This window comes from Paenibacillus sp. EB106-06-01-XG199 (assembly GCF_058791575.1).
Genome location: NZ_JBYTDQ010000008.1, coordinates 43,883 through 64,432 on the forward strand (window position 1 = coordinate 43,883; position 20,550 = coordinate 64,432).

The following is a 20,550-nucleotide window of genomic DNA, read 5'->3' on the forward strand; positions in this document are numbered from 1 at the left end:
AGCTTTTCTTAGCAGTTCGTTAAGGCAGCTCAATAAACCAATGAGGTCAGGTGTATGTATGAAAAAAACACTTAGGATTATGCTTAAATCAATAGGCGCATTAATTATTGCAATAGGGCTGTTTTTGGCCATAGTTTTTGTAGTGAATATCATCAGCAACAAATCGGAGCAAGGAAAAATAGAACCCTATGGTCAGTTAGTGCCTGTAGACGGGAAAAATATGAATGTTCTGATTCAAGGAACAGGCGAGGAAACAGTTGTGCTGCTGCCGGGTCATGGAACGGGTGCACCTGCACTTGATTTTAAGCCGCTGGTAGATGAGCTGTCTTCATTTTATAAAGTAGTGGTGGTTGAGCCGTTTGGTTATGGACTAAGTGATGGAACCGACAAAGAAAGAAGCACAGAGAACATTGTAAGTGAAATTCATGAAGCGTTACATCAGCTTAATATTGACCGGTACATGCTGATGGGCCATTCTATAGCGGGCATTTACGGACTGGATTATGTGAACAAGTACACAGACGAAGTGAGTGCATTTATCGGAATTGACAGCAGTGTTCCAACACAAGGCGGCATGGATGATGAATCACCCATCGGGACCTTTAAATTCCTCGATAAATCAGGTCTCATGAGATTGCTCAAGAAACTGGGCGGTGACCCCTATGCCGGACTGGCGTTTGATGATCAAATTAAGGAACAAATGAGAATGATTTCGAATAAAAACTACGGTAATGCCGCTACCATGAATGAAATGAAACATATTCAGACCAACTTTAAAGCAGCCCAAGCTTTGTCATTCCCCAAGGATCTTCCTCTCCTTCTCTTTGTACAAGCGAATAATACAGAGGTTGAGGGCTGGCTGCCGCTGCATGAAGAGCAGATCAAAAATTCTGTACATGGAAAAGTCCTGGCACTTGAAGGCGGGCATTATTTACACCATACCAGATCCAAAGAGATCGTCCAGAATTTAAGGGAATTCATGGGGAAAGTGAAATAAAGCAAGCTATAGGCCTTTGAATATAGAAACAGCGGCAACCCCGGACGGTAAGAGAAGTCCAGGATTGCCGCTGTTTGTCGTTTGTCCGGTTAGTGAAATTCGTAAGTGAACTCACTGGTGCATTTTGGCTTATCTTCGTTAGTCCCTAATGATAACATCTGCCTGTATAAGTATCTTTTCATAACTCGTGCCTGGATTGAGGATTCTCCAGAGCAGCTGATCTACAGCTCTTGTACCTAGCAGCTCCTTATTGACATTAACGGTCGCCAGGAACGATAGGGAAGGGTGCGTATTATCAAAACCGGTAAACACCAAAGTGTCAGGTATAGCCATGCCCATAAATTCGATCGTTTCCATGGCGAACAAGGCGTAAGTATCGTTTGCGCATACAAAGACCTCGGGCAGTCCATGTTCAGTAATGGCAGCCGCAAAGGTTTCTCTGAAGTTATCAATTTCGGGTCCGTTAAGTGAGGGGATCTGCTTAAGTTCGATATCGTTATCTTCGAGTGCTGCCCGAAAGACAAGGAATCGTTCGTAAAAACTCTGGGCATCACGTATGTTCCCAAGGAACTGATAGTCCCGGTAGCCTTTATTAATGACAAAGTTCATCATTTCTTTCATGCATGACAGATTATCGGTAAAGATGGAATCGCACTGAAAGCTGGGGTCGGAGTGATCTACCATCATGACCGGAATGCCCAGACTACGGATCTCTACCAGAATAGGTGTTGAAATGGAACCTACCGTAATCACACCCATGATCGCTTCAGGGTTAAGAAGAGAGAACATAGAGTCATCTTTAGGCTCCGTTAATGTTAATACGTTAATGCCCCTCTGATTCAATCTGGAAGAGATACCGCTAAATACCGGTCCCCAATACAAAGATTCCGGGTTCTGGTAGCGGATGTTTGGAAATAAAACCAGAACTGTGCCGGACCATTTGCGGGCATCCAGATCAACCAGCTCGCCTGGCGTTTGTGCAGACTTAGAGTCTTTAAAGTAACCTAACTGTCCGGCGGCCTTGAATATCGTATCTCTCGTCTGTGAACTGACTCCCGGTTTGCCGGATAATGCCCTTGACACTGCAAATTTCGACAGCCCCGTAAAATCAGCTATGGATTGTATAGTTACTTTACGTCGCATACAAATCATCCTACTTTAATCAGATTATTTTGTAATTCCCGAAGACAATTACATTACAATTTTACATGAAGAATGAGGGACTAACACTTGTTTTTTTAAATTTGCTGAGTTTCTTCAAGTGAGAAGAATTATGTTATTTTTTTATTTCTTTTATTTTGTTATATGTTTTTATTTATGTCATTTATGTTATGTGAAAGATAACATTATTATTTAAAATGTACAAGTTAATGACTTATTTAAGATATAACTTGTCCTATTTTGTGGAATAAATGAGATTTTGGGTAAAAAATGATTGACCGTTTTCTTGGATGATGGTAACATTTGTTATGTTAAGAAAAACAAAAGATAATAACAAACAAAGGTGGTGTTCCAAACAAACGAAGGCAATTGTGCTTCTGTTATTTTTTTATGCAATAGTGTAAGCGCTTTATTGGGAAGGGGACAGCACTAACGTATTCATATCATTAACGGGAGGTTTGACGAATGAGAAAGATAAAGGGGTATTCAGTTTTATTATTATGCCTTGTTTTTTTACTTACAGCCTGCAGTGGCGGAAACAATGCTGCCAACAATACAAAAGCAAATGCGACTACTGAGCCTGCAGCTACAGAAGCAGCAGTAGAAGCAACCGCAGAAGCAACGGCAGCACCGGTTGACATGGGCGGACGTGTAATTAAGGTAGCGGCTTGGTGGGATCTGAAGCCTGCAGGCAATTCTGCTTCCGAGAAGGAACGGCTTGCCAAAATTGCTGAAGTAGAGAAAAAGTATAACTGCAAGTTCGAATTTGTAAACGTTCCCTTTGAAGAGTTTATGCCTAAATTCACGGCTACCGCACTTACGGGTGAACCTTTTGCCGATATCGTTATTATGGAATACAACTCGGCATGGCCTGCAATTCTCAAGGGACAGCTGCTGAAAGTAAGCGAATATACTACAGCTGCCTCGAATATCAACAATGAAGCCAAACTATTAGTTAAGGCACCTCAAATTGCCAACGAGTACTATGCCTTCGCTGAACCCGGCACCGGCGGTGCGGGCCTCCATTACAACCGCGATTTGTTCAAAAAACTGGGACTTCCCGATTTGCAGGAGCTTTATGCCAATGGACAATGGAATTGGGATAAATTCATTGAAGTTGCCAAACAAGCTACTAAGGATACGGATAATGACGGTAAAATCGACACTTATGGATTCTCGGGCTGGGCTATCGATATCCTGCGTAACTTCTCCGCAGCTAATGGTGGAAAGATTGTGGACGAAGCCACAGGTACACAAGGTCTGACTGATCCCAAAGTCATTGAAACCGCTGAATTTATAAACCGTTTGTACAACGTTGAGAACGTTGTCAAAGTCAAAGGATCAGACAAAGTTGGCTATGACGAATTCAATACCTTCAAAGATGGCGATGTAGCGATGTTCCCGGCTCCGATTTGGAATCTGGGAGATTTGACTTTCGATTTCGGTGTTGTTCCGTTCCCGAATGGACCCTCAGGCTCTCCTGAGCTTACCTATGCTGATAACGGCAAGAATGCATTTTTCATTCCAAAAGGTGTAAAAGATCCACAGGCTGTCTACCAGGCTTTCGAAGATACCTATGATATTACGCAAACCGGAGATTTCCCGAGCCAAGAGTGGCTGGAAAGCATCTACACTCATGAAGAAGATGTAGCTATGATGCATGAGCACATCAACAATACAGGCCAGATTCTTTTGGAAACCGCTTACCCGGAATTCCCGACCACCAATTTCATGAAGGACATTATTGTAAACAATCAATCGGTTACAGCAACAGCCGAGAAATATAAGCCAGAGGCGGAGGCTTCCATTGCCAAGCTAGGCAAGTAACAGAAGCGGTTCGTAGCGTCATAAGAACAGGGGGATGTCTTGACGACTCCCCCTGTTGTATGAATATAAGATTTCACCACAGCACGTAAGCTCTCCCCTAAAAGGGGATAACTGCTTGCGCTTGTAAGGAGGACTTCTGGTGATAGGTAAAATGCGTCAATCCAAAATGGCCAAGAATATAACGCTTGCTGCAATGGCATTATTGATCACGCTTCCGGCAGGCTTAAATGTACAGGCAGATGCAAGCGCGCAAGCAACGTCCGCAGTGGAGCAAGTACCCAATGAAACAACGGCTACAGCGGAGACGGCAGCTTTTAATGAGCATAAATACGTATCCTACTTAACCGAACATGAGGGGGCCCCCAGACCTGATCAAGAAATTGTACTGGAGGCAGCTAATTATAGTCATGTTGAGGGCAGTGGCTTCGAGAAGCTGCCGGATTACGAAGGCATGGCAGGCCAATCACTATTAACGGGTGAATCCGGCAAGGTGGAATGGAATGTTCAAATCGCGGAAGAGGGTTTCTACAATTTATCCATGCTGTATTATCCCGTTGAAGGGAAAAGCTCAGCGATTGAGCGCGCCTTATATATTGACGGCAAGCTCCCTTTTCAGGAAGCAGCCTTCTTGCAGTTTGACCGTATTTGGGTTGACCAATTGGATCAGCTGGTTCAGGACAATCAGGGCAATGATCTGAGGCCTAGACAGATTGAGAAACCGGGCTGGAGCGAGAAAGCGTTCCAAGACTCTAATGGTTATGAGAATGAGCCCTTTTTATTTTATTTCTCTAAAGGCTCACATACGTTAACTTTGGAATCTTCCAGAGAACCTGTCGTGCTTAAACAGTTGAAGCTGTTTAAGCAAGCTGCGCCGCTACCTTATGAGGAAGTAAAGAAGCAATTGGATGCCGATGGTGTTCAGGCCTCCAGCGGTCAGCTCCTGAGGATCGAGGGAGAGGATGCGGCTGCCAAATCATCGCCGACCTTGTACCCGCTTAGCGAGCGTTCCAGTGCCGCGGTTCATCCCTACAGTTCTTCCAAGATCAAGATCAATACCATAGGCGGGCTGAATTGGCGAATACCCGGCCAGTGGATTGAATGGGAAATTGATGTCCCTGAGAGCGGATTATATAAAATGGCCTTTAAGACACAGCAGAATTATGTCAGGGGGATTTATTCCACCCGGAAGCTGACCATAGACGGAGTAGTGCCGTTTGAGGAAATGGCAAAGGTTCCTTTTCGATATAAAAGCTCCTACCGGTTGGACATTATGGGTGGGGACGAACCCTATTTATACAAGCTGGAAAAGGGCAAACATGTTGTGAGGCTTGAGGTAAGCCTTGGCGAGTTCGCCCCTTTAATTCGCGAGGTGGAGGACAGCCTGTACAATCTCAATTCCATGTACCGCAAGATCCTGATGATTACGGGAACCAAGCCGGATGAATACCGTGATTACCAGCTGGATAAAAAAGTGCCTGACATGCTTGAGGTGTTTGGTGCCGAACGGGACAGATTAACCGGGATTGCCAAGCAATTGGTCCGGTTGTCAGGACAATCGAGTGATCAGGAAGCGCTGCTCAAAACAATGGCACAGCAGTTGGGCGAATTAATGGATGATCCGGACACCATCCCAAGGAGACTGGCTGCATATAAGACGAATACCGGGGGACTTGGAACATGGGTACAGACAGCGAGAGAGCAGCCGCTTGAAATAGATGCGCTTTACTTAGCTTCTCCCGATAAGAAGTTTCCCAAGAAAGGGATGGGGTTTGGCTCGAAGTTTAAGCATGAGACCGCTACCTTCTTCGCTTCCTTCTTTACCGATTACAATCAAATCGGAAATGTGTCGGAAGAGGATGACCAGAAATCAGTAACCGTCTGGATCGGAAGCGGACGGGATCAGGCGAATACGATGAAAGCCATGATTGATGAGACATTCACATCCGCCACAGGCATTAATGTCAACCTGAAGCTCGTCAACATGACGACATTGCTTCCAGCTACCTTAGCCGGGCAAGGGCCCGATGTGGCTATGCAAATCGGCAATGATCTGCCTGTTAACTTTGCAATGCGCAATGCGGCGGCAGATCTGACACAGTTTGCAGACTTTGATGAAGTGAGCAGCCGTTTCCGGGAAAGCGCAGTTGTACCTTACAGATATGACAGCGGAGTGTATGCCTTACCTGAGACTCAGACCTTTAATATGCTCTTTTACCGGAAGGACATTGTGGAGGAGCTTCATCTGCAAGTACCTCAGACTTGGGATGAGGTATCCACTTTACTTGCTGTGCTCAGCAAGAATCATATGCAGTTTGGATTGCCGGTTGTGGTTCAATCCGCAGTCCAAGGGCAGAACATCCCGCCTAACTCGATGTACGCCGCTCTCTTATTTCAGAATGGCGGACAATTTTACCGGGATGGCGGACAGGAGTCAGATCTCGATTCGCGGACCGGGATGGAAACGTTCAAGCAATGGACGGAGTTTTACACCGATTACAAGCTTGAACGTGAATATGACTTTGCCAATCGGTTCCGCACAGGAGAAATGCCTTTTGGGATAGCCGATTACACACTGTATAACCAGCTTTCTGTATTTGCTCCGGAGATTCGGGGGATGTGGGGCTTCGTGCCGATTCCGGGAACCGTGCAAACAGATGGCACCTTGGACCGTACGGTATCCAGCGGGGGAAGTGCTGTCGTGATGATGGATAAGGCCAAAGACAAAGAGGCATCTTGGGAATTTATGAAATGGTGGACGAGTGAAGAGACGCAAACGGTGTTCGGACGTGAGATGGAAGGGTTGATGGGGGCAGCAGCCCGTTATCCGACCGCTAACATCAAAGCGTTGGACAGCTTGCCTTGGCCCGTTGCCGATTATGAAAATTTGAAAGCCCAGTTCGAGTGGGCTGAAGGTGTTCCTGAAGTTCCGGGCGGGTATTTCACGGGCAGACATTTATTTAATGCTTTCTACAAAACGGTAGTCGGCGGCGTGGAAGCACGGGAATCCATTATGGACTATGTCCAATATATTCAGGACGAAATCACCACCAAACGGAAAGAGTTTGGTCTATAGCGGTAAGGAGGAGGGTCAAGCGTGCAAAATTGGTGGAGCCTGAAGTGGCGGGAAATGAGAGCCAATAAGCATTCGTATATTTTGATGGCGCCGTATATGATATTGTTCGCCGTATTTACGGTCTTACCTGTCTTGGTCTCGATCGTGCTTAGCTTCACATACTTCAATATGTTGGAGTTTCCGAAGTTTATAGGCTGGCAGAACTATACCCGCTTATTTCTGGAAGATGACGTCTTTCTGATTGCCCTCAAAAACACACTTTTATTCGCAGTGATCACAGGGCCGATTAGTTATATCGCCTGTTTTGTGTTTGCCTGGATCATTAATGAGCTGTCTCCAAAGCTTAGAGCTGTAATGACGCTCGTCTTCTATGCGCCTTCCATTTCGGGAAATGTCTATTTCATTTGGCTCATGATCTTCTCCGGAGACCGGTATGGAATCATAAACGGATTATTGCTGAAGTTTGGCTTTATCCTGGAGCCGATCCAATGGCTCAAAACGGAAGGCTACATCATGCCTATCATCATCCTTGTTCAATTATGGCTGAGTCTCGGAACAGGGTTCCTCACGTTCATTGCAGGCCTGCAGACCGTTGATGGAACGTTATATGAAGCGGGAGCTGTGGACGGGATCAAAAATCGCTGGCAGGAGCTGTGGTACATTACCTTGCCTTCGATGCGCCCGCAATTGATGTTCGGTGCCGTTATCCAGATCACAACCGCCTTTGCTGTAGCTGATGTCTCGATTGCGCTGGCAGGGTTCCCAAGCGTGAACTATGCGGCGGAAACCATCGTCACGCATTTGATTGATTTCGGTACGACCCGCTTTGAAATGGGCTACGCTTCAGCTATTGCCACCGTGTTGTTCCTGATCATGGTTGGATCGAACCTGATTGTTCAAAAACTGCTTAGAAAGGTGGGTGAATAGAGGCATGAATATCCCCTTTCAAATGAATGCAAAACAACGGTTAAGCCGGACGATCCGGATGCCGAAAAAGCGGGTGAACCGTTCAGCATGGGGCACTTTATCTTTATTCGCCCTGCTCACCGTATTTGGAGCATTTATGATTCTGCCGCTTGTCTACGCTATTAATAATGCGTTCAAGCCGCTGGATGAAATCTTTATCTTCCCGCCGACGTTATTTGTCCGCCATCCAACGATGAACAACTTTATAGATCTGTTTAATCTGCTCGGAAATTCCTGGGTTCCGTTCTCGCGGTATATTTTCAATACGGTGTTTATTACCGGCACGGGTATTGTCGGTCACGTATTGCTGGCCTCGGCAGCTGCGTACCCTCTCGCTAAACATCATTTTCCCGGCAAAAAGATCTTGTTCAGCATCGTTGTCTTGTCGCTTATGTTTACGCCGGCTGTAACCGCGATGCCAAACTATATGATCATGTCCTGGCTGGGGCTCATTGATACTTACTGGGCAGTCATTATCCCGGCGTTTGCTTATTCACTGGGTTTATATTTAATGAAGCAATTTATGGAACAGATTCCGGATGTGCTGCTGGAAGCCGCTAAGATCGACGGGGCAAGCGAATACCGCATTTTTTGGTCCATCGTCATGCCTAACGTAAAGCCGGCTTGGCTAACGCTCATCATTCTATTATTCCAAATTCTATGGGGCAGTGACGGGAACGGGTTCATTTACAGTGAACAGCTGAAGTCACTTCACTTTGCGGCGGGCCAAGTGGTGGCCGGGGGGATTGCCCGTTCCGGTGCAGCGGCGGCGGTAGCTCTCATTTTAATGAGCGTACCCATTACGCTGTTTGTTTTTTCGCAAAGCCGGATTATAGAGACGATGGCTACTTCGGGAATGAAGGACTAAGGGGGGAGACAGTTGATAGCAAAAAAATGGTTGCCCGCGGTTATTGCAGCATCCCTGCTGTTAGGTTATGCAGCTCCTGCGCCGGCGTCTGCTGAATCTACGCCCTATGAGAGCTACAACTATAATTACTGGGAAGAAGCGGTACCTGCTCCTGCTGCTTATGTACCTGACCGTACCCTATCTGGAAAGGATCTTGGTGTGGGCAATTTTCTGGATCCCGGCGATATGGTCGTTGCGGCAAACGGACTGATCTATATTGCTGATAGCGGGAACGGACGGATTATTTGTCTGGATAGCGACTGGAAGGTCAATAAGGTCATTAGCGGCTTTGATAACAAGGGCAAAGCGGAAAAATTCAAGAATCCAAGCGGATTATACGTTAATCAGGAAGGCAATCTGTATATTGCCGATACGGATAACGGGCGGATTGTTGTTCTGTCCCCGGGCGGGGATCTGCTCCGGATGATAGAGCAGCCGAAGTCCGATATTTTACCGGCTGACTTCAAGTTTATTCCTGTTAAAGTGACCGTAGACCAGGCGGAACGTGTCTATGTCATCGCTAAAGGGATATTCGAAGGGATCATGCAGTTTGATAAAAACGGCGACTTTATCGGTTATGTCGGTACAAACAAGGTAAAGCGTGACTATACCGAATATTTATGGCGGTTACTCTCCACCAAGGCGCAGAAAGCGCAGATGGCATTGTTTGTGCCTACAGAGTTTTCCAATATTGATGTTGATTCTAAAGGGTTTCTGTATGCCACGAATATTGATCCGGGCTCGAAGGAACCGATAAAACGGCTGAATCCATCCGGTGAGGATGTGCTGAAGCGATTCGGATACTTTGATGTTAAAGGTGATATCAGGTTCCGCATCTCTATAGGACCTTCTAAGTTCACAGATATTAAAGTTCTTGCCAACGGGATGTACAGTGCTCTTGATGCTAACCAGGGCAAAGTGTTCACGTACAACGATGAAGGTGACCTTCTTTATGTGTACGGCGGTAAAGGCAACCAGGTCGGAACCTTCAAAATACCGGCAGCCATAGAATTCTCTGGCGGGAACCAGCTTGTACTTGACCGCGGCAAAGGAAACATAGTCATCTTCAAGCCAACCCGGTTTGGCACAAGCGTTAATCAAGCGGTAGGGTATCACTATAATGGCGAGGATGCCCGGGCTGTCCCGGTGTGGAAGGAAGTTCTGAAGCTGAATTCCAACTATGATATCGCTTATATCGGCATTGGCAAATCCTTGCTGATGGATAAAAGCAATAAAGAGGCGCTGAAATACTTCAAGCTCGGAATGGACCGCGACGGTTATTCCGTAGCATTCAAACGGTACCGCAGGGAAGTCATGCAGGAGCATTTCGGAACATTTCTAACCGTGATAATGATCCTGGTGTCAGGATGGCTTGCTTTCAAGCTCTTTCGCTTCTGGAGAAGAAAGCGGCTGTCAGGAAGATCCCGGCAGACTTCGCAAAACCTTAAGGAGGGTAAAGCCCATGAGGCAGGATTTCATTAAATTCCCACTGCACCTCATTGTGCATCCGTTTGATAGCTTTTGGGATATGAAGTATGAGAGAAAAGGTAAAATCCGGGTAACGTTAACGATTCTACTGCTTGTTGTCATTTCAATGATTTTAAAAAATCAGTTTGCAGGATTTCTTGTCAATTATAAAGATCCGCGTCATCTGAATAGTATCACACAATTATTTACGGTTGTATTTCCCTTCTTTCTGTGGTGTTTATCGAACTGGGCGATCACAACTTTAATGGATGGGGAAGGGAAATTCAAAGAAATTATGATGGCTACAGGTTATGCGCTTGTTCCCATCGTGATCATTTATACGCCGATGATTATTGCAAGCCGGTTTATGGCGGAGGAAGAAACGGCCTTTTATTATTTGATGATGTCGATCTCCTCCATATGGTTTGTAGCTCTTTTATTCGTCGGCATCATGACCGTCCATCAATATACTGTGCTCAAAACAATGGTAACGATGCTGCTCACGGTTGTTGTCATGGGAATTGTCATATTTTTGGGAACGCTCGTATTAAGTATGCTCCAGCAAATCATCGAGTTCTTCGTTAACATTTATCGGGAATTAACTTTCCGTACGTAAAGGAGGCCGCACCTGTGAAAAATCGTAAAATGCTGGTTGCGGTACTCGCCTGTGCCGCAGCTATTCTAATCTTTGCCGGTTCTGCCCTGTTCTTCACATCCCGCGGAGTAAAGGCTGTTGAAGCCTCCTCTTATATGGAAGTAACTACTGAACTGGAAGCCGGAAGCGAGCTAACTGCACTGCCTGATTCGTCCAAGGGTGTACCGGGAATGCAACTGGTAGCCGACGATACGGAGCTGTCTTTATACTACAATCCTGAAACCACGGAAGTAGCAGTTAAGGATAAACGCCAAGGTCATATCTGGTACAGCAATCCTGTCAACCGCGAAGAGGATGTTCTGGCTTCGGGGTTCGAGAAAGAGCTGCTGTCATCGCAGTTAACAGTGCTATTCCGTGACGCTGTAGGCACACTGGAATCCTATACCAACTTCGCCCAGAGCATCAGCAGCAAACAGTTTACTGCCGAAAGCATTAAGAATGGACTTCGTATTGTGTATACGATTGGAGATACGTCGATCGGAATCGACGCACTGCCTAAGTATATTAGCAAGACGAGAATGGAAGAAAAGGTTCTGTCCAAGCTCGATAAGCCCACGGCAAAATACGTAGGGCTCCGCTACTACCCGAAAGAGGGCGACCCGGAGGTGCTGGAGCGCATAGATGCACAAGTCTCCAAACCGCTGGTGCTGAGCAAAATGACAGCTGCCTTTACCAAGTCCGGTTATTCTGCAGAAGACCTGGCGTTCGATAATCAGGAGAATGGAGCGGGGGCCGGGGCCGGAACGGCCAAGCCGAATTTTGTTGTTCCGCTGGAATACCGGTTAGACGGGGGAACTCTGGTTGTATCCGTCCCTGTGAACCAGGTTAAGGAAAGCGGGGATTATCAGATTCGCAGCCTTGAGGTGCTCAATATGTTCGGTGCTGCCGATCAGCAGACCGATGGCTATATGCTCGTTCCTGACGGTTCCGGCAGCCTGATCCATTTGAATAATGGCAAAGTGAAGGAAGAGCAGTATGTACAGCGTGTGTATGGCCTGGACCCGAATGATAACAGCTATAGACGCGGGCAAGTCAGTGAGAATGCCAGAATGCCGGTGTTTGGATTAAAGGCTGGTGATGCTGCCTGGTTCGCCGTGATCGAAAAAGGAGATGCCATAGCCAGCATAGCCGCCGATATCAGCGGCAAGAAGAACTCGTACAATTTCATTCACAGCAGCTACACCTTACGGGGTGAGGATGAGCTTGAGCTGTACACCGGATCTACCATTCAGGAAATACAACTCCTGAATGAGGAGATTTACAAAGGCGATATTCAAGTTCGTTACAGCTTCCTGAACAATGACGAGGCCAGCTATTCAGGAATGGCTGAGCTGTACCGGAATAAGCTGGTGACGGAGAAATCACTGCAGCCTTTAGAGGAGGGACAGGGCATTCCCTTTTATCTGGATATGCTGGGGGCTGTCGACAAACAAAAGTCATTTCTTGGCGTACCTTACCGGTCCGAGGTGGCAATGACCTCCTTTGAGCAGGCAACGCAGATTGCCAGTCAATTGAAGCAGGACGGCATTGACCGGCTGCTTATGCGCTATACAGGCTGGTCTTCCAAAGGTGTAAATCATGCTACACCCAATAAGCTGAAGACTGAAGATGTGCTGGGAAGCAAGTCGGAGCTCCTTACATTAACGGAAAAGTTGGAGCAATCAGGCGGGATGTTATTCCCCGATGTGGCCTTCCAGCAGATTTACCATAATGATAGCAGTTTTACACCTTCCTCTGATGCATCCAGATTCGTGACAAGGGAAGAGGCTGAGCTCTATCCATATAATCGGGCATACAACGGGATGGATATAACGCTCGGAAGCTACTATTTATTGTCCCCTGCCAAGCTGCCTTATTACGTTGACGAGTTTATGAACAAGTATAAATCCTTCGGGATGAAAGGCGTATCTCTGCGGGATCTCGGCAATATACTCAGCTCGGATTTCCGGGTAAGCCGTGTCATACAGCGGGAAACGGCTAAACAAATCGTGGAAGAGCAGCTCAATAAACTCGGCCGGAACATCGATCAAACCATGATCGCAGGGGGGAATGCCTACGCATGGCCTTACTCCGATCATCTGATCAATGTACCGACATCCTCCAGCGGATTCTTGCTGACCGATGAAGAGATCCCTTTCTATGAAATGGTTGTTCATGGCTTTATCAACTATGCAGGGACTCCGGTTAATCTGAGTGATGAGCAGGATATCAAGCAGCAGATGCTTCGCTCAATTGAGCTGGGTGCAGCACCCTATTTCTCGTGGTCCTATGAACCCTCCTCCAAGCTGAAGTTCACTCATTTTGACAGCAAGTATGCAACCTATTACAAAGATTGGTACGATCAGGCGGTTTCGATGTATAAGGAAGTCAATAAAGTACTCTCCCCCGTACAGAATGCGCAAATCGTGAACCATATACGCCATCAGGAGGGTGTTGTGGAGGTGCGGTACAGTAATGGGATTTCGATTTATGTGAATCACACGGATAAGGATGTCACCGTCCATGGATTCGCAATCGGAGCCGGACAATATGGGATAGAAGGTGAGCAGTCATGAGAGGAAGTAAGCTCAGCTTAAATCACAAGCGCTCTTTTCTGGGAATAGCCTTTATTGCGCCATGGCTGCTTGGGTTCGTGTTCATGTTCGCGACTCCGCTCATTCAGTCCATCAAATTCAGCTTCAGTAAATTAACTGTAGATCCGTCAGGCTTCTCCTTAGATTGGGTAGGCTGGTCCAACTTCAACAATGCTTTGTTCGTAGATCCAACCTTTAACCGGATATTAACCGAATCTGTCAGGGATATGGTGCTTAACGTTCCGATGATCCTATTTTTCAGTCTCTTCTCGGCAACGCTGCTGAATCAGAAGTTTCGGGGGAGAATTCTGGCCCGGGCCATATTTTTTCTGCCGGTCATTCTGGCCTCCAACGCGATATCGGCGGCAGAAGCGTCCGGACTGATCAATCTGGTTGGTGATGCTACGGCTGTCAACGAATTGGGCCAATCGGGCTCACAGTACAATGTTATGTCGATGGTTATGATTCTCCGTGATATCGGGTTGCCGCTGTCGTTCGTGGATTATATTGTAGACGCGATCCTGCGGATCTATGAGATTATTACGAGTTCGGGCGTACAAATTCTGATCTTTCTGGCCGCGCTGCAGTCTGTTCCCGGGGCGATGTATGAGGTGGCGAAGATTGAAGGGGCAACGGCCTATGAATCCTTTTGGAAAATCACATTCCCGCTAGTGAGCCCGCTCATCTTGACCAACGTTATTTATACCATTATCGACTCCTTCTCGGGTAGCAGCGTGACCCAAATGATATTCTCAACCGCATTCACCACACAAAACTTCGGTCTCAGTGCGGCGATGTCCTGGATTTATACGCTAATTATCAGCCTAGTCCTGATTATCGTTGGTTACGTACTGTCTAAAAGAGTGCATTACAACTGATTAATAGCAAAGGAGGGTACGGCTATGCAAGCTCCTCAACCCGTTCACAGAGAAGCGAATCACTATAGAGTTCAGAAGGTCAGAGGTAAGGCAGTTGATATTTTGTATGCATTGTTCCGGTACGCGCTTGTCATCGGGATTTCATTTATTATTATTTACCCGCTGCTTATGAAATTCTCCATCGCCTTCAAGGATAAAGCAGATATTTATAACCCGACAATTTATATGATACCGGTCCACTTTACGCTGGATAACATCAAGATGGCGATGCAGATTCTGGACTATTTCCCGCTGCTGGGGAATACCTTGCTCTTCGTCGTAGTGACAACGCTGCTGACTACGGCTTCCTGCGCCTTGGCGGGTTATGGCTTTGCCCGGTTCAACTTTCCGGGAAGCAACATCCTGTTCGCGCTCGTCATTCTAACCTTGCTTGTACCTACCAGCACGCTGATGGTGCCTATGTACCTGCATTTCAGAAGCTTTGATATTCTGGGGATTATTCATCTGATCACAGGCAAAGAAGGCATCAACCTGCTCAATACGTATTGGCCTTCCATTATTACATCAGCGACAGCGATCGGATTAAAAGCAGGCTTGTTCATCTATATTTTCCGCCAATTCTTCAAAGGAATGCCGAAAGAAATTGAGGAAGCCGCTTTGATTGACGGTGCGGGAGGCGTTAAAACATTCCTGCGAATCATGCTGCCAAATGCAGTCTCCCCGATGATCACAGTCATTTTGTTCTGTTTTGTCTGGCAGTATAACGATACCTTCTTTACCTCGCTCTTCATGAGTGAAGTGGCGCTTATGCCTACAAAGGTAAGTTCGCTGGCGGCTCAGGCCAATGCCTTGCTTCCGGGGTTGCTTGGGATAGGTGCAGGCGGGTCTAGTATTAAGGCAGATCCAAACCATGTGGCTATGATTATTGATACCGGCATCTTGCTGGCCATTATCCCGCTGATCCTGCTGTATATGGTGGTGCAGCGTTATTTCGTAGAGAGTGTTGAGCGCAGCGGTATTATTGGTTAACAGAATACATTGCTTCATGGAGAAATGAAATGCTGGAGACCCGCGTAATCTGCCTCCAGCATTTTTTATTAGGAAGGGAGCCGGATCATGAAGCCTAAACGTTTGTTCGTCATGATTTGTATGTTGCTGCTGGCCGTGACGGTGACGGCTCTGCCTGCGCATGCAGAAACCAAAGAAAAGAAGAGTGCCATGCAAGCTTACGTCGAAGCCATCGGACCGGGCTGGAATCTAGGAAACACCTTCGAGGCTACGGGTGAGGAAACTTCATGGGGAAACCCGAGTACAACCCGGGCATTTATTAAGCAAATTGCTGCCGAAGGCTACAAAAGCATCCGCATCCCCATTACCTGGAAGCACCGGATGGGTGACGCTCCTGATTATGTGATCCAAAAAGAATTTATGGCACGGATTCAAGAAGTCGTCGACTGGTCGCTGGCTGCGGATCTTCATGTCATGATTAACCTGCATCACGATACGGGCTGGGTCCTGAACATGGAGACGGAGCATGATGATGTGGTTGCCAGATTCAATGCGGCCTGGACGCAGATTGCGGGGCATTTCAAGGATTATCCGGACACGCTGATGTTTGAGAGCCTGAATGAACCGCGTTTTTCGGAGGATTGGAGCAAGGACACCCCTGGATATTTTGCGATGCTGGATGAACTGAATGTTTCTTTTCATGCTATCGTTCGTCATTCCGGCGGGAATAACAATAAGCGTCCGCTTGTACTTTCTACTCTAACGGCTGCTCCAACCCAGGCCAGACTGGATGAGTTAGCCAAAACCATTACGAAATTAAACGACGATAGGTTGATTGCAACGTTCCACTACTATGGATATTATGCGTTCAGTGTGAACCTTGGGGGTTCGACCACGTTCGATAACACGGCCAGGGAGGATCTGATTCAGGCCTTCGACCGGGCTTACGACACCTTCACCGCCAAAGGGATTCCTGTTATCGTGGGGGAATTTGGTCTGCTTGGGTTCGATAAATCGCTGGATACTGTTCAGCATGGCGAAATTTTGAAGTTTTTTGAATACATCACCTACTATGCTCGGGAAAAAAAGATGCCGCTGATGCTGTGGGATAATGGCCAACATTTCGATAGGCGCACCCTCAAGTGGGTGGATGAGGAGCTTCATCAGGTGATGAAGCAGGGCTGGAAGGGCCGCTCCTCCAACGCGGAAACGGATTCGGTCTATATTCTTAAAGATTCGGAAATTAAGGATCTGGTCATTCCCCTGAATTTGAACGGGAATACCTTCACCGCTCTGCTTAATCAGGAAAATGCGTTAGTGAAGGGTACGGATTATGAGCTTGACGGAGAAAACTTAATCCTCAAATCTGCATTGCTGCAAAGGCTAGTCACGAAGAAGTATGGAATGAATGCAACCTTAACCGCTACGTTCAGTGCGGGTGCCGACTGGAAAATGAAGATTATTTATTATGACACGCCCAGCCTGATTAGTGCGCAAGCCCCGGAGGGGATATTCACGATCCCGACCTGGTTCAACGGGGACAGCCTGACGACACTGGAAGCCGTCTATACGGCTGGCGGCAATGCCGGTCCCAATGATTGGACTCCCTTCAAGGAGTACAAACGTACCTTCTATCCGGACTATACCACTGGAGAGATCAAGTTCACGGACGAATTCTGGAAGGAAGTGAAGGATGGAGAAGTGCAGCTGAAGCTGCATTTCTGGAGCGGCGCAGTGATCCCGTATACGATTACAAAAGCAAGCGGGAAGATCGTAGGGGGTTCCGCAGAGGAAGCGAAGGAGAAAGCAGCAGTAGAACAACAAGCAGCCGAAACACCGGCAGACACACCGGCAAACACACCGGCAGACTCTGGCGATTCAGCAGCAGCAGCCTTTTCAGCACAGCTCTCCGGCGATGACTCTTCATCAGATGAAGAAAATCATATCCTAAGCATCCCGGTGGCGGTAGCTTCACTCCTGGTCTTGGCAGGTGCGGGAATGTACTGTTGGAGAGCAAAAAGGCGATAAAATTATGAATGAAATTTCGCTATATGAATTGAACTTGATAACTACACAAAAGGGCAAAAGTAACGGAGGGGAATTTTGGAACTGTAGGAGCGATAGCGACCGCCTTTGTCACCGGATTTCCACCGCATATAGCGGGTCAAATCAAGAAATCTGGGGACAACAGCGGCCGGAAGTCCAAATATTCACCGCAGTTACGTCCTCGCCCAAAATGGGGGAATCTTAAATTGGAGACCACTTGAACATTTGGATACAGCACAAACATGTCTTCTTGCCAGGTTTTACTCTGGCAGGTTAGAATACGATTATCCTGCAGAGCCAGTAAAAATAAACGATACGACAAGCAGCAGGCCTCTCTTTGGAAGCTTGCTGTTTGTTGTATCGGCAAATTCTTCGGGAGAATTTGAAGGGTGGTCCGAAATGGCGAATACCATAACAAGATCAGACGCAGAGACGGATCAGGAGATTAGGTGTTCAAACGGCTTATTTTCCGTAGTGATATCCGTACTTGCACTGAGTGGATCGCGGATTGCAAGAACATCAGATGAGAAGGATTTCATTATATGGCTGGCCGAGTTTTAGACACAACCATTGAGGGGGCCATCCGCTGCTTGGGATGGGGCATGCTCGATTATACGCCCAATGTAACCATGCTCGAACCCGCACTTAATCAGTTTAGGACGCTTGTAAACGAATTGCAGGAGACGGAAATCGATTTTGCTGTTGGCCAGTTGTGGCGGGAGGAGCAAGAAGCGGAACGGACCCTTCCGGGTGAGAACGCCGGAATACTTCCTGCCGATTTTGATTCAAATGGCCGGTAGCAGGGCTATGGTATAGAAAGAGTTGTTCAATTACATAGGGAGGCATACACATGCTGAAATCATTGCAAGCGATTGAATCGTACCGTGAAGGGGAAAAGTTGCCCGCAGAGGCATTTCCCTGGCTGAAATATATTGTTCAGGCGGAGCAAGCCATAGTCAATCTGGAACGGGTGGATTCACTGCGCGAACTGGATGAACAGAATCCTGTGCTGGATTATGTGGAGCGGAGCTTACGCCTGCTGGATAGCCTGCCATTGTCCTACTGGATCAAGGAACTGGCAGAGGAGACACTGGTCTGGTCGGAGACGGCAAAAGGCGGAACTTCCCGCCAGCGCCGGTTGTGGCAGCTGGAGGGCATTAATTGTTTCGTACATAATATCGGTTCAGCGCAGCTGTACTCACGGCATGCCGGAGGAGATCCGGCAACAGAGCATAAGACGCAAGCGAGCCAGCTCACGGCGGCAGGGGTAGCAGATGCAGAGAAGACGATGATCGTACACCGGCTGATCGAAACTCACGGCCTGATCGGGCAGCAGATTCGCGGCGAGGTTCCGCCTTCTGCTAACCGTCCATTGTCGGCTATGGTGGAGGAAGGGCTTCTGACTGCAGATGAGCTGGAACGGCTGCTGTTCGCGCTGAACCATTGCATCATTTCCGCCGTTTCCCCCGAGCTGTGGCAGGAGGTGCGCGCGGAGGTTATGGAGCTGATTGCGGCAATCGCATCAGGCGCTCTGGATGTCCCGCTGCCGATGAAGGAACGGCTGGAGCGTATGCGATCGGGGCCGATTGCCAAAGGGGAGGATTTCGGCAGCGAATGGAGCAGGCTGGAGTCCGAAGGATTTCAACCGTACTTGCTGGAACCGCTGGAGCCCCTAACCTTCTGGTATGTGGAGTCGGCACTCCAGACCTTCTCGCTGGAGCAATTCCTGAAAGTGATAGCTTTGACCGCCTGCGGCGCCGAACTTTCCGGTCTGAATCATATCAGCTTTGAGGCTGTCATGAATTCGCTCCATTATGACTATAAAGGCGTGAAGAAGATCAATGTGTACAAGAAGCGGATTATCGAGAAGTATTTGTCGGAATTAACCTGGCAGGATATCACGAGCGGAACCATGTCTTCCGGTAATCCGCATCTTGCCCACCGGCTCCGTAGGCAGGCTCACTTGCCGGATACGGTGTTCTTTGATTTTGAATTTTCACCTGCTGCGGAGAAGCTGATCGAATTCTGTATGGAAGCCGAGAAGTCAGCCTTGTATGAACGGGCAGTACTGCTGCTGTTCGACTTGTTCGATCTGCGCCGCGATGCCTTTGACCGGTTCCATAACGAGGACAGCTATTTGAGCCAGATGAATGATACAGGTGATTATAAAGCAGTGATTCTGGAGTATGTCACCGGCAGCAAAGTGCTGGATATCGGACCCGGCGGAGGTGTGCTGCTGGATTTGATTGAAGCGCGTATGCCGGATGTCATTCCGGTCGGCATTGATATTTCCAGCAATGTGATTGAAGCGCTGCGGCAGCGCAAGCAGCGGGAAGGGCACCGCTGGGAGGTACTGCAGGGCGATGCGCTGAATCTGAAGGATTTCGTGGACACGGGCAGCGTAGACACCGTCATTTTCTCATCAATACTGCATGAGCTGTATTCGTATGTACCACTGGATGGCGTCAAATTCAATCACGGGACAGTGGCCGCAGCTCTGCGCAGTGCCTTTGATGTGCTGTCGGCCGGTGGTGTGATCATCATCCGCGACGGGATTATGAGCGAGCCGGAGAGTGATCAGCGCCGCGTACGCTTTCTGGAGGAGGACGGAATGGCCTGGCTTGCACGTTACGCCAAGGATTTTGCCGGACGTCAAATTCAGTATGCGGTGACCGGTGAACAAGAGGTGCTGATGCCTGTAAATGATGCCATGGAATTTCTGTACACCTACACTTGGGGTGAAGAAGCGTATATCCATGAGGTCCAGGAACAGTTCGGCTATTTCACTCCCGGCCAGTATGCCGATTTTATAAAGCGCAGTCTGGGCGAACCGGCGAAGGTTGAAGTGTTCCGGCACTATTTGCAGGAGGGTTATACGGAGGCGCTGCAGGGCAGGGTGGTCGTTATGGACGAAAGCGGTCAAGAGGTGGCGTTGCCGGACAGTACCTGCTTTATTGTGATCCGGAAAGCATAAGGGCATTGATCTCAGGAA

General features: G+C 47.8%; 15 protein-coding genes. 14 read left to right on the top strand and 1 reads right to left on the bottom strand.

Annotation, left to right across the window (positions count from 1 at the left end; translation table 11 throughout):
- The first annotated feature begins 58 nt into the window (after nucleotides 1-58).
- Complete coding sequence (locus AC3WT9_RS25310; RefSeq protein WP_492408062.1) at nucleotides 59-997, top strand: alpha/beta hydrolase; 939 nt, start codon at nucleotides 59-61, stop codon at nucleotides 995-997.
- 138 nt (nucleotides 998-1,135) lie between these two features.
- Here the strand turns inward: AC3WT9_RS25310 and AC3WT9_RS25315 are convergent, their stop codons facing one another.
- Nucleotides 1,136-2,140: a LacI family DNA-binding transcriptional regulator gene (locus AC3WT9_RS25315; RefSeq protein ID WP_341089910.1), complete on the bottom strand. Its 1,005-nt coding sequence runs from the start codon at nucleotides 2,138-2,140 to the stop codon at nucleotides 1,136-1,138.
- 483 nt (nucleotides 2,141-2,623) lie between these two features.
- Between AC3WT9_RS25315 and AC3WT9_RS25320 the strand changes: the two genes are divergently transcribed.
- The 13 genes from AC3WT9_RS25320 (at nucleotide 2,624) to AC3WT9_RS25380 (ending at nucleotide 20,532) form a co-directional block, all read left to right on the top strand.
- Nucleotides 2,624-3,985: an ABC transporter substrate-binding protein gene (locus AC3WT9_RS25320; RefSeq protein WP_341089911.1), complete on the top strand. Its 1,362-nt coding sequence runs from the start codon at nucleotides 2,624-2,626 to the stop codon at nucleotides 3,983-3,985.
- Nucleotides 3,986-4,136: 151 nt separating this feature from the next.
- Nucleotides 4,137-7,058: an extracellular solute-binding protein gene (locus AC3WT9_RS25325; protein WP_341380320.1), complete on the top strand. Its 2,922-nt coding sequence runs from the start codon at nucleotides 4,137-4,139 to the stop codon at nucleotides 7,056-7,058.
- Nucleotides 7,059-7,112: 54 nt separating this feature from the next.
- A complete protein-coding gene (locus tag AC3WT9_RS25330; RefSeq protein WP_341097551.1) occupies nucleotides 7,113-7,985 on the top strand; it encodes a carbohydrate ABC transporter permease in 873 nt (290 codons plus the stop codon).
- A gap of 58 nt (nucleotides 7,986-8,043) precedes the next feature.
- On the top strand, nucleotides 8,044-8,892 hold the full coding sequence (locus AC3WT9_RS25335) for a carbohydrate ABC transporter permease (protein WP_379144308.1): 849 nt from the start codon (nucleotides 8,044-8,046) through the stop codon (nucleotides 8,890-8,892).
- A 12-nt stretch (nucleotides 8,893-8,904) separates the two neighbouring features.
- The gene (locus tag AC3WT9_RS25340) at nucleotides 8,905-10,413 is read left to right on the top strand and encodes an NHL repeat-containing protein (protein ID WP_341089913.1); all 1,509 of its coding nucleotides are present in this window, start codon (nucleotides 8,905-8,907) and stop codon (nucleotides 10,411-10,413) included.
- Entirely contained in the window at nucleotides 10,394-11,014 is a 621-nt protein-coding gene (locus tag AC3WT9_RS25345) for a Yip1 family protein (RefSeq protein ID WP_342481136.1), read from the top strand. The genes AC3WT9_RS25340 and AC3WT9_RS25345 overlap by 20 nt, the downstream gene beginning before the upstream one ends.
- Nucleotides 11,015-11,028: 14 nt before the next feature.
- Nucleotides 11,029-13,608, top strand: a complete 2,580-nt coding sequence (locus AC3WT9_RS25350) for a DUF5696 domain-containing protein (protein ID WP_492408065.1) — start codon at nucleotides 11,029-11,031, stop codon at nucleotides 13,606-13,608.
- Nucleotides 13,605-14,504, top strand: coding sequence for a carbohydrate ABC transporter permease (locus AC3WT9_RS25355; RefSeq protein WP_341089918.1), 900 nt, complete (start codon nucleotides 13,605-13,607; stop codon nucleotides 14,502-14,504). Before AC3WT9_RS25350 ends, AC3WT9_RS25355 begins: the two co-directional genes overlap by 4 nt.
- 24 nt (nucleotides 14,505-14,528) lie before the next feature.
- A complete protein-coding gene (locus AC3WT9_RS25360) occupies nucleotides 14,529-15,533 on the top strand; it encodes a carbohydrate ABC transporter permease (RefSeq protein ID WP_341089919.1) in 1,005 nt (334 codons plus the stop codon).
- A gap of 87 nt (nucleotides 15,534-15,620) precedes the next feature.
- Entirely contained in the window at nucleotides 15,621-17,540 is a 1,920-nt protein-coding gene (locus tag AC3WT9_RS25365) for a cellulase family glycosylhydrolase (RefSeq protein WP_341089920.1), read from the top strand.
- A 243-nt stretch (nucleotides 17,541-17,783) separates the two neighbouring features.
- Nucleotides 17,784-18,119: a hypothetical protein gene (locus AC3WT9_RS25370; RefSeq protein ID WP_341089921.1), complete on the top strand. Its 336-nt coding sequence runs from the start codon at nucleotides 17,784-17,786 to the stop codon at nucleotides 18,117-18,119.
- Nucleotides 18,101-18,358, top strand: a complete 258-nt coding sequence (locus AC3WT9_RS25375; protein ID WP_341089922.1) for a hypothetical protein — start codon at nucleotides 18,101-18,103, stop codon at nucleotides 18,356-18,358. Before AC3WT9_RS25370 ends, AC3WT9_RS25375 begins: the two co-directional genes overlap by 19 nt.
- 50 nt (nucleotides 18,359-18,408) lie before the next feature.
- Nucleotides 18,409-20,532 carry a class I SAM-dependent methyltransferase gene (locus AC3WT9_RS25380; protein WP_342481138.1) on the top strand — a complete coding sequence of 708 codons (2,124 nt, stop codon included), beginning with the start codon at nucleotides 18,409-18,411 and terminating at the stop codon, nucleotides 20,530-20,532.
- Nucleotides 20,533-20,550 lie beyond the last annotated feature (18 nt).

Excerpts from the sequence above, each read along its gene's own strand:
- AC3WT9_RS25320 (WP_341089911.1), top strand. The coding sequence starts at position 2,624 with ATGAGAAAGATAAAGGGGTATTCAGTTTTATTATTATGCCTTGTTTTT.
- AC3WT9_RS25335 (WP_379144308.1), top strand. The coding sequence starts at position 8,044 with ATGCCGAAAAAGCGGGTGAACCGTTCAGCATGGGGCACTTTATCTTTA.
- AC3WT9_RS25375 (WP_341089922.1), top strand. The coding sequence starts at position 18,101 with ATGGCTGGCCGAGTTTTAGACACAACCATTGAGGGGGCCATCCGCTGC.
- AC3WT9_RS25365 (WP_341089920.1), top strand. The coding sequence starts at position 15,621 with ATGAAGCCTAAACGTTTGTTCGTCATGATTTGTATGTTGCTGCTGGCC.
- AC3WT9_RS25355 (WP_341089918.1), top strand. The coding sequence starts at position 13,605 with ATGAGAGGAAGTAAGCTCAGCTTAAATCACAAGCGCTCTTTTCTGGGA.
- AC3WT9_RS25315 (WP_341089910.1), bottom strand. The coding sequence starts at position 2,140 with ATGCGACGTAAAGTAACTATACAATCCATAGCTGATTTTACGGGGCTG.
- AC3WT9_RS25330 (WP_341097551.1), top strand. The coding sequence starts at position 7,113 with ATGAGAGCCAATAAGCATTCGTATATTTTGATGGCGCCGTATATGATA.
- AC3WT9_RS25345 (WP_342481136.1), top strand. The coding sequence starts at position 10,394 with ATGAGGCAGGATTTCATTAAATTCCCACTGCACCTCATTGTGCATCCG.
- AC3WT9_RS25325 (WP_341380320.1), top strand. The coding sequence starts at position 4,137 with ATGCGTCAATCCAAAATGGCCAAGAATATAACGCTTGCTGCAATGGCA.
- AC3WT9_RS25360 (WP_341089919.1), top strand. The coding sequence starts at position 14,529 with ATGCAAGCTCCTCAACCCGTTCACAGAGAAGCGAATCACTATAGAGTT.
- AC3WT9_RS25380 (WP_342481138.1), top strand. The coding sequence starts at position 18,409 with ATGCTGAAATCATTGCAAGCGATTGAATCGTACCGTGAAGGGGAAAAG.
- AC3WT9_RS25310 (WP_492408062.1), top strand. The coding sequence starts at position 59 with ATGAAAAAAACACTTAGGATTATGCTTAAATCAATAGGCGCATTAATT.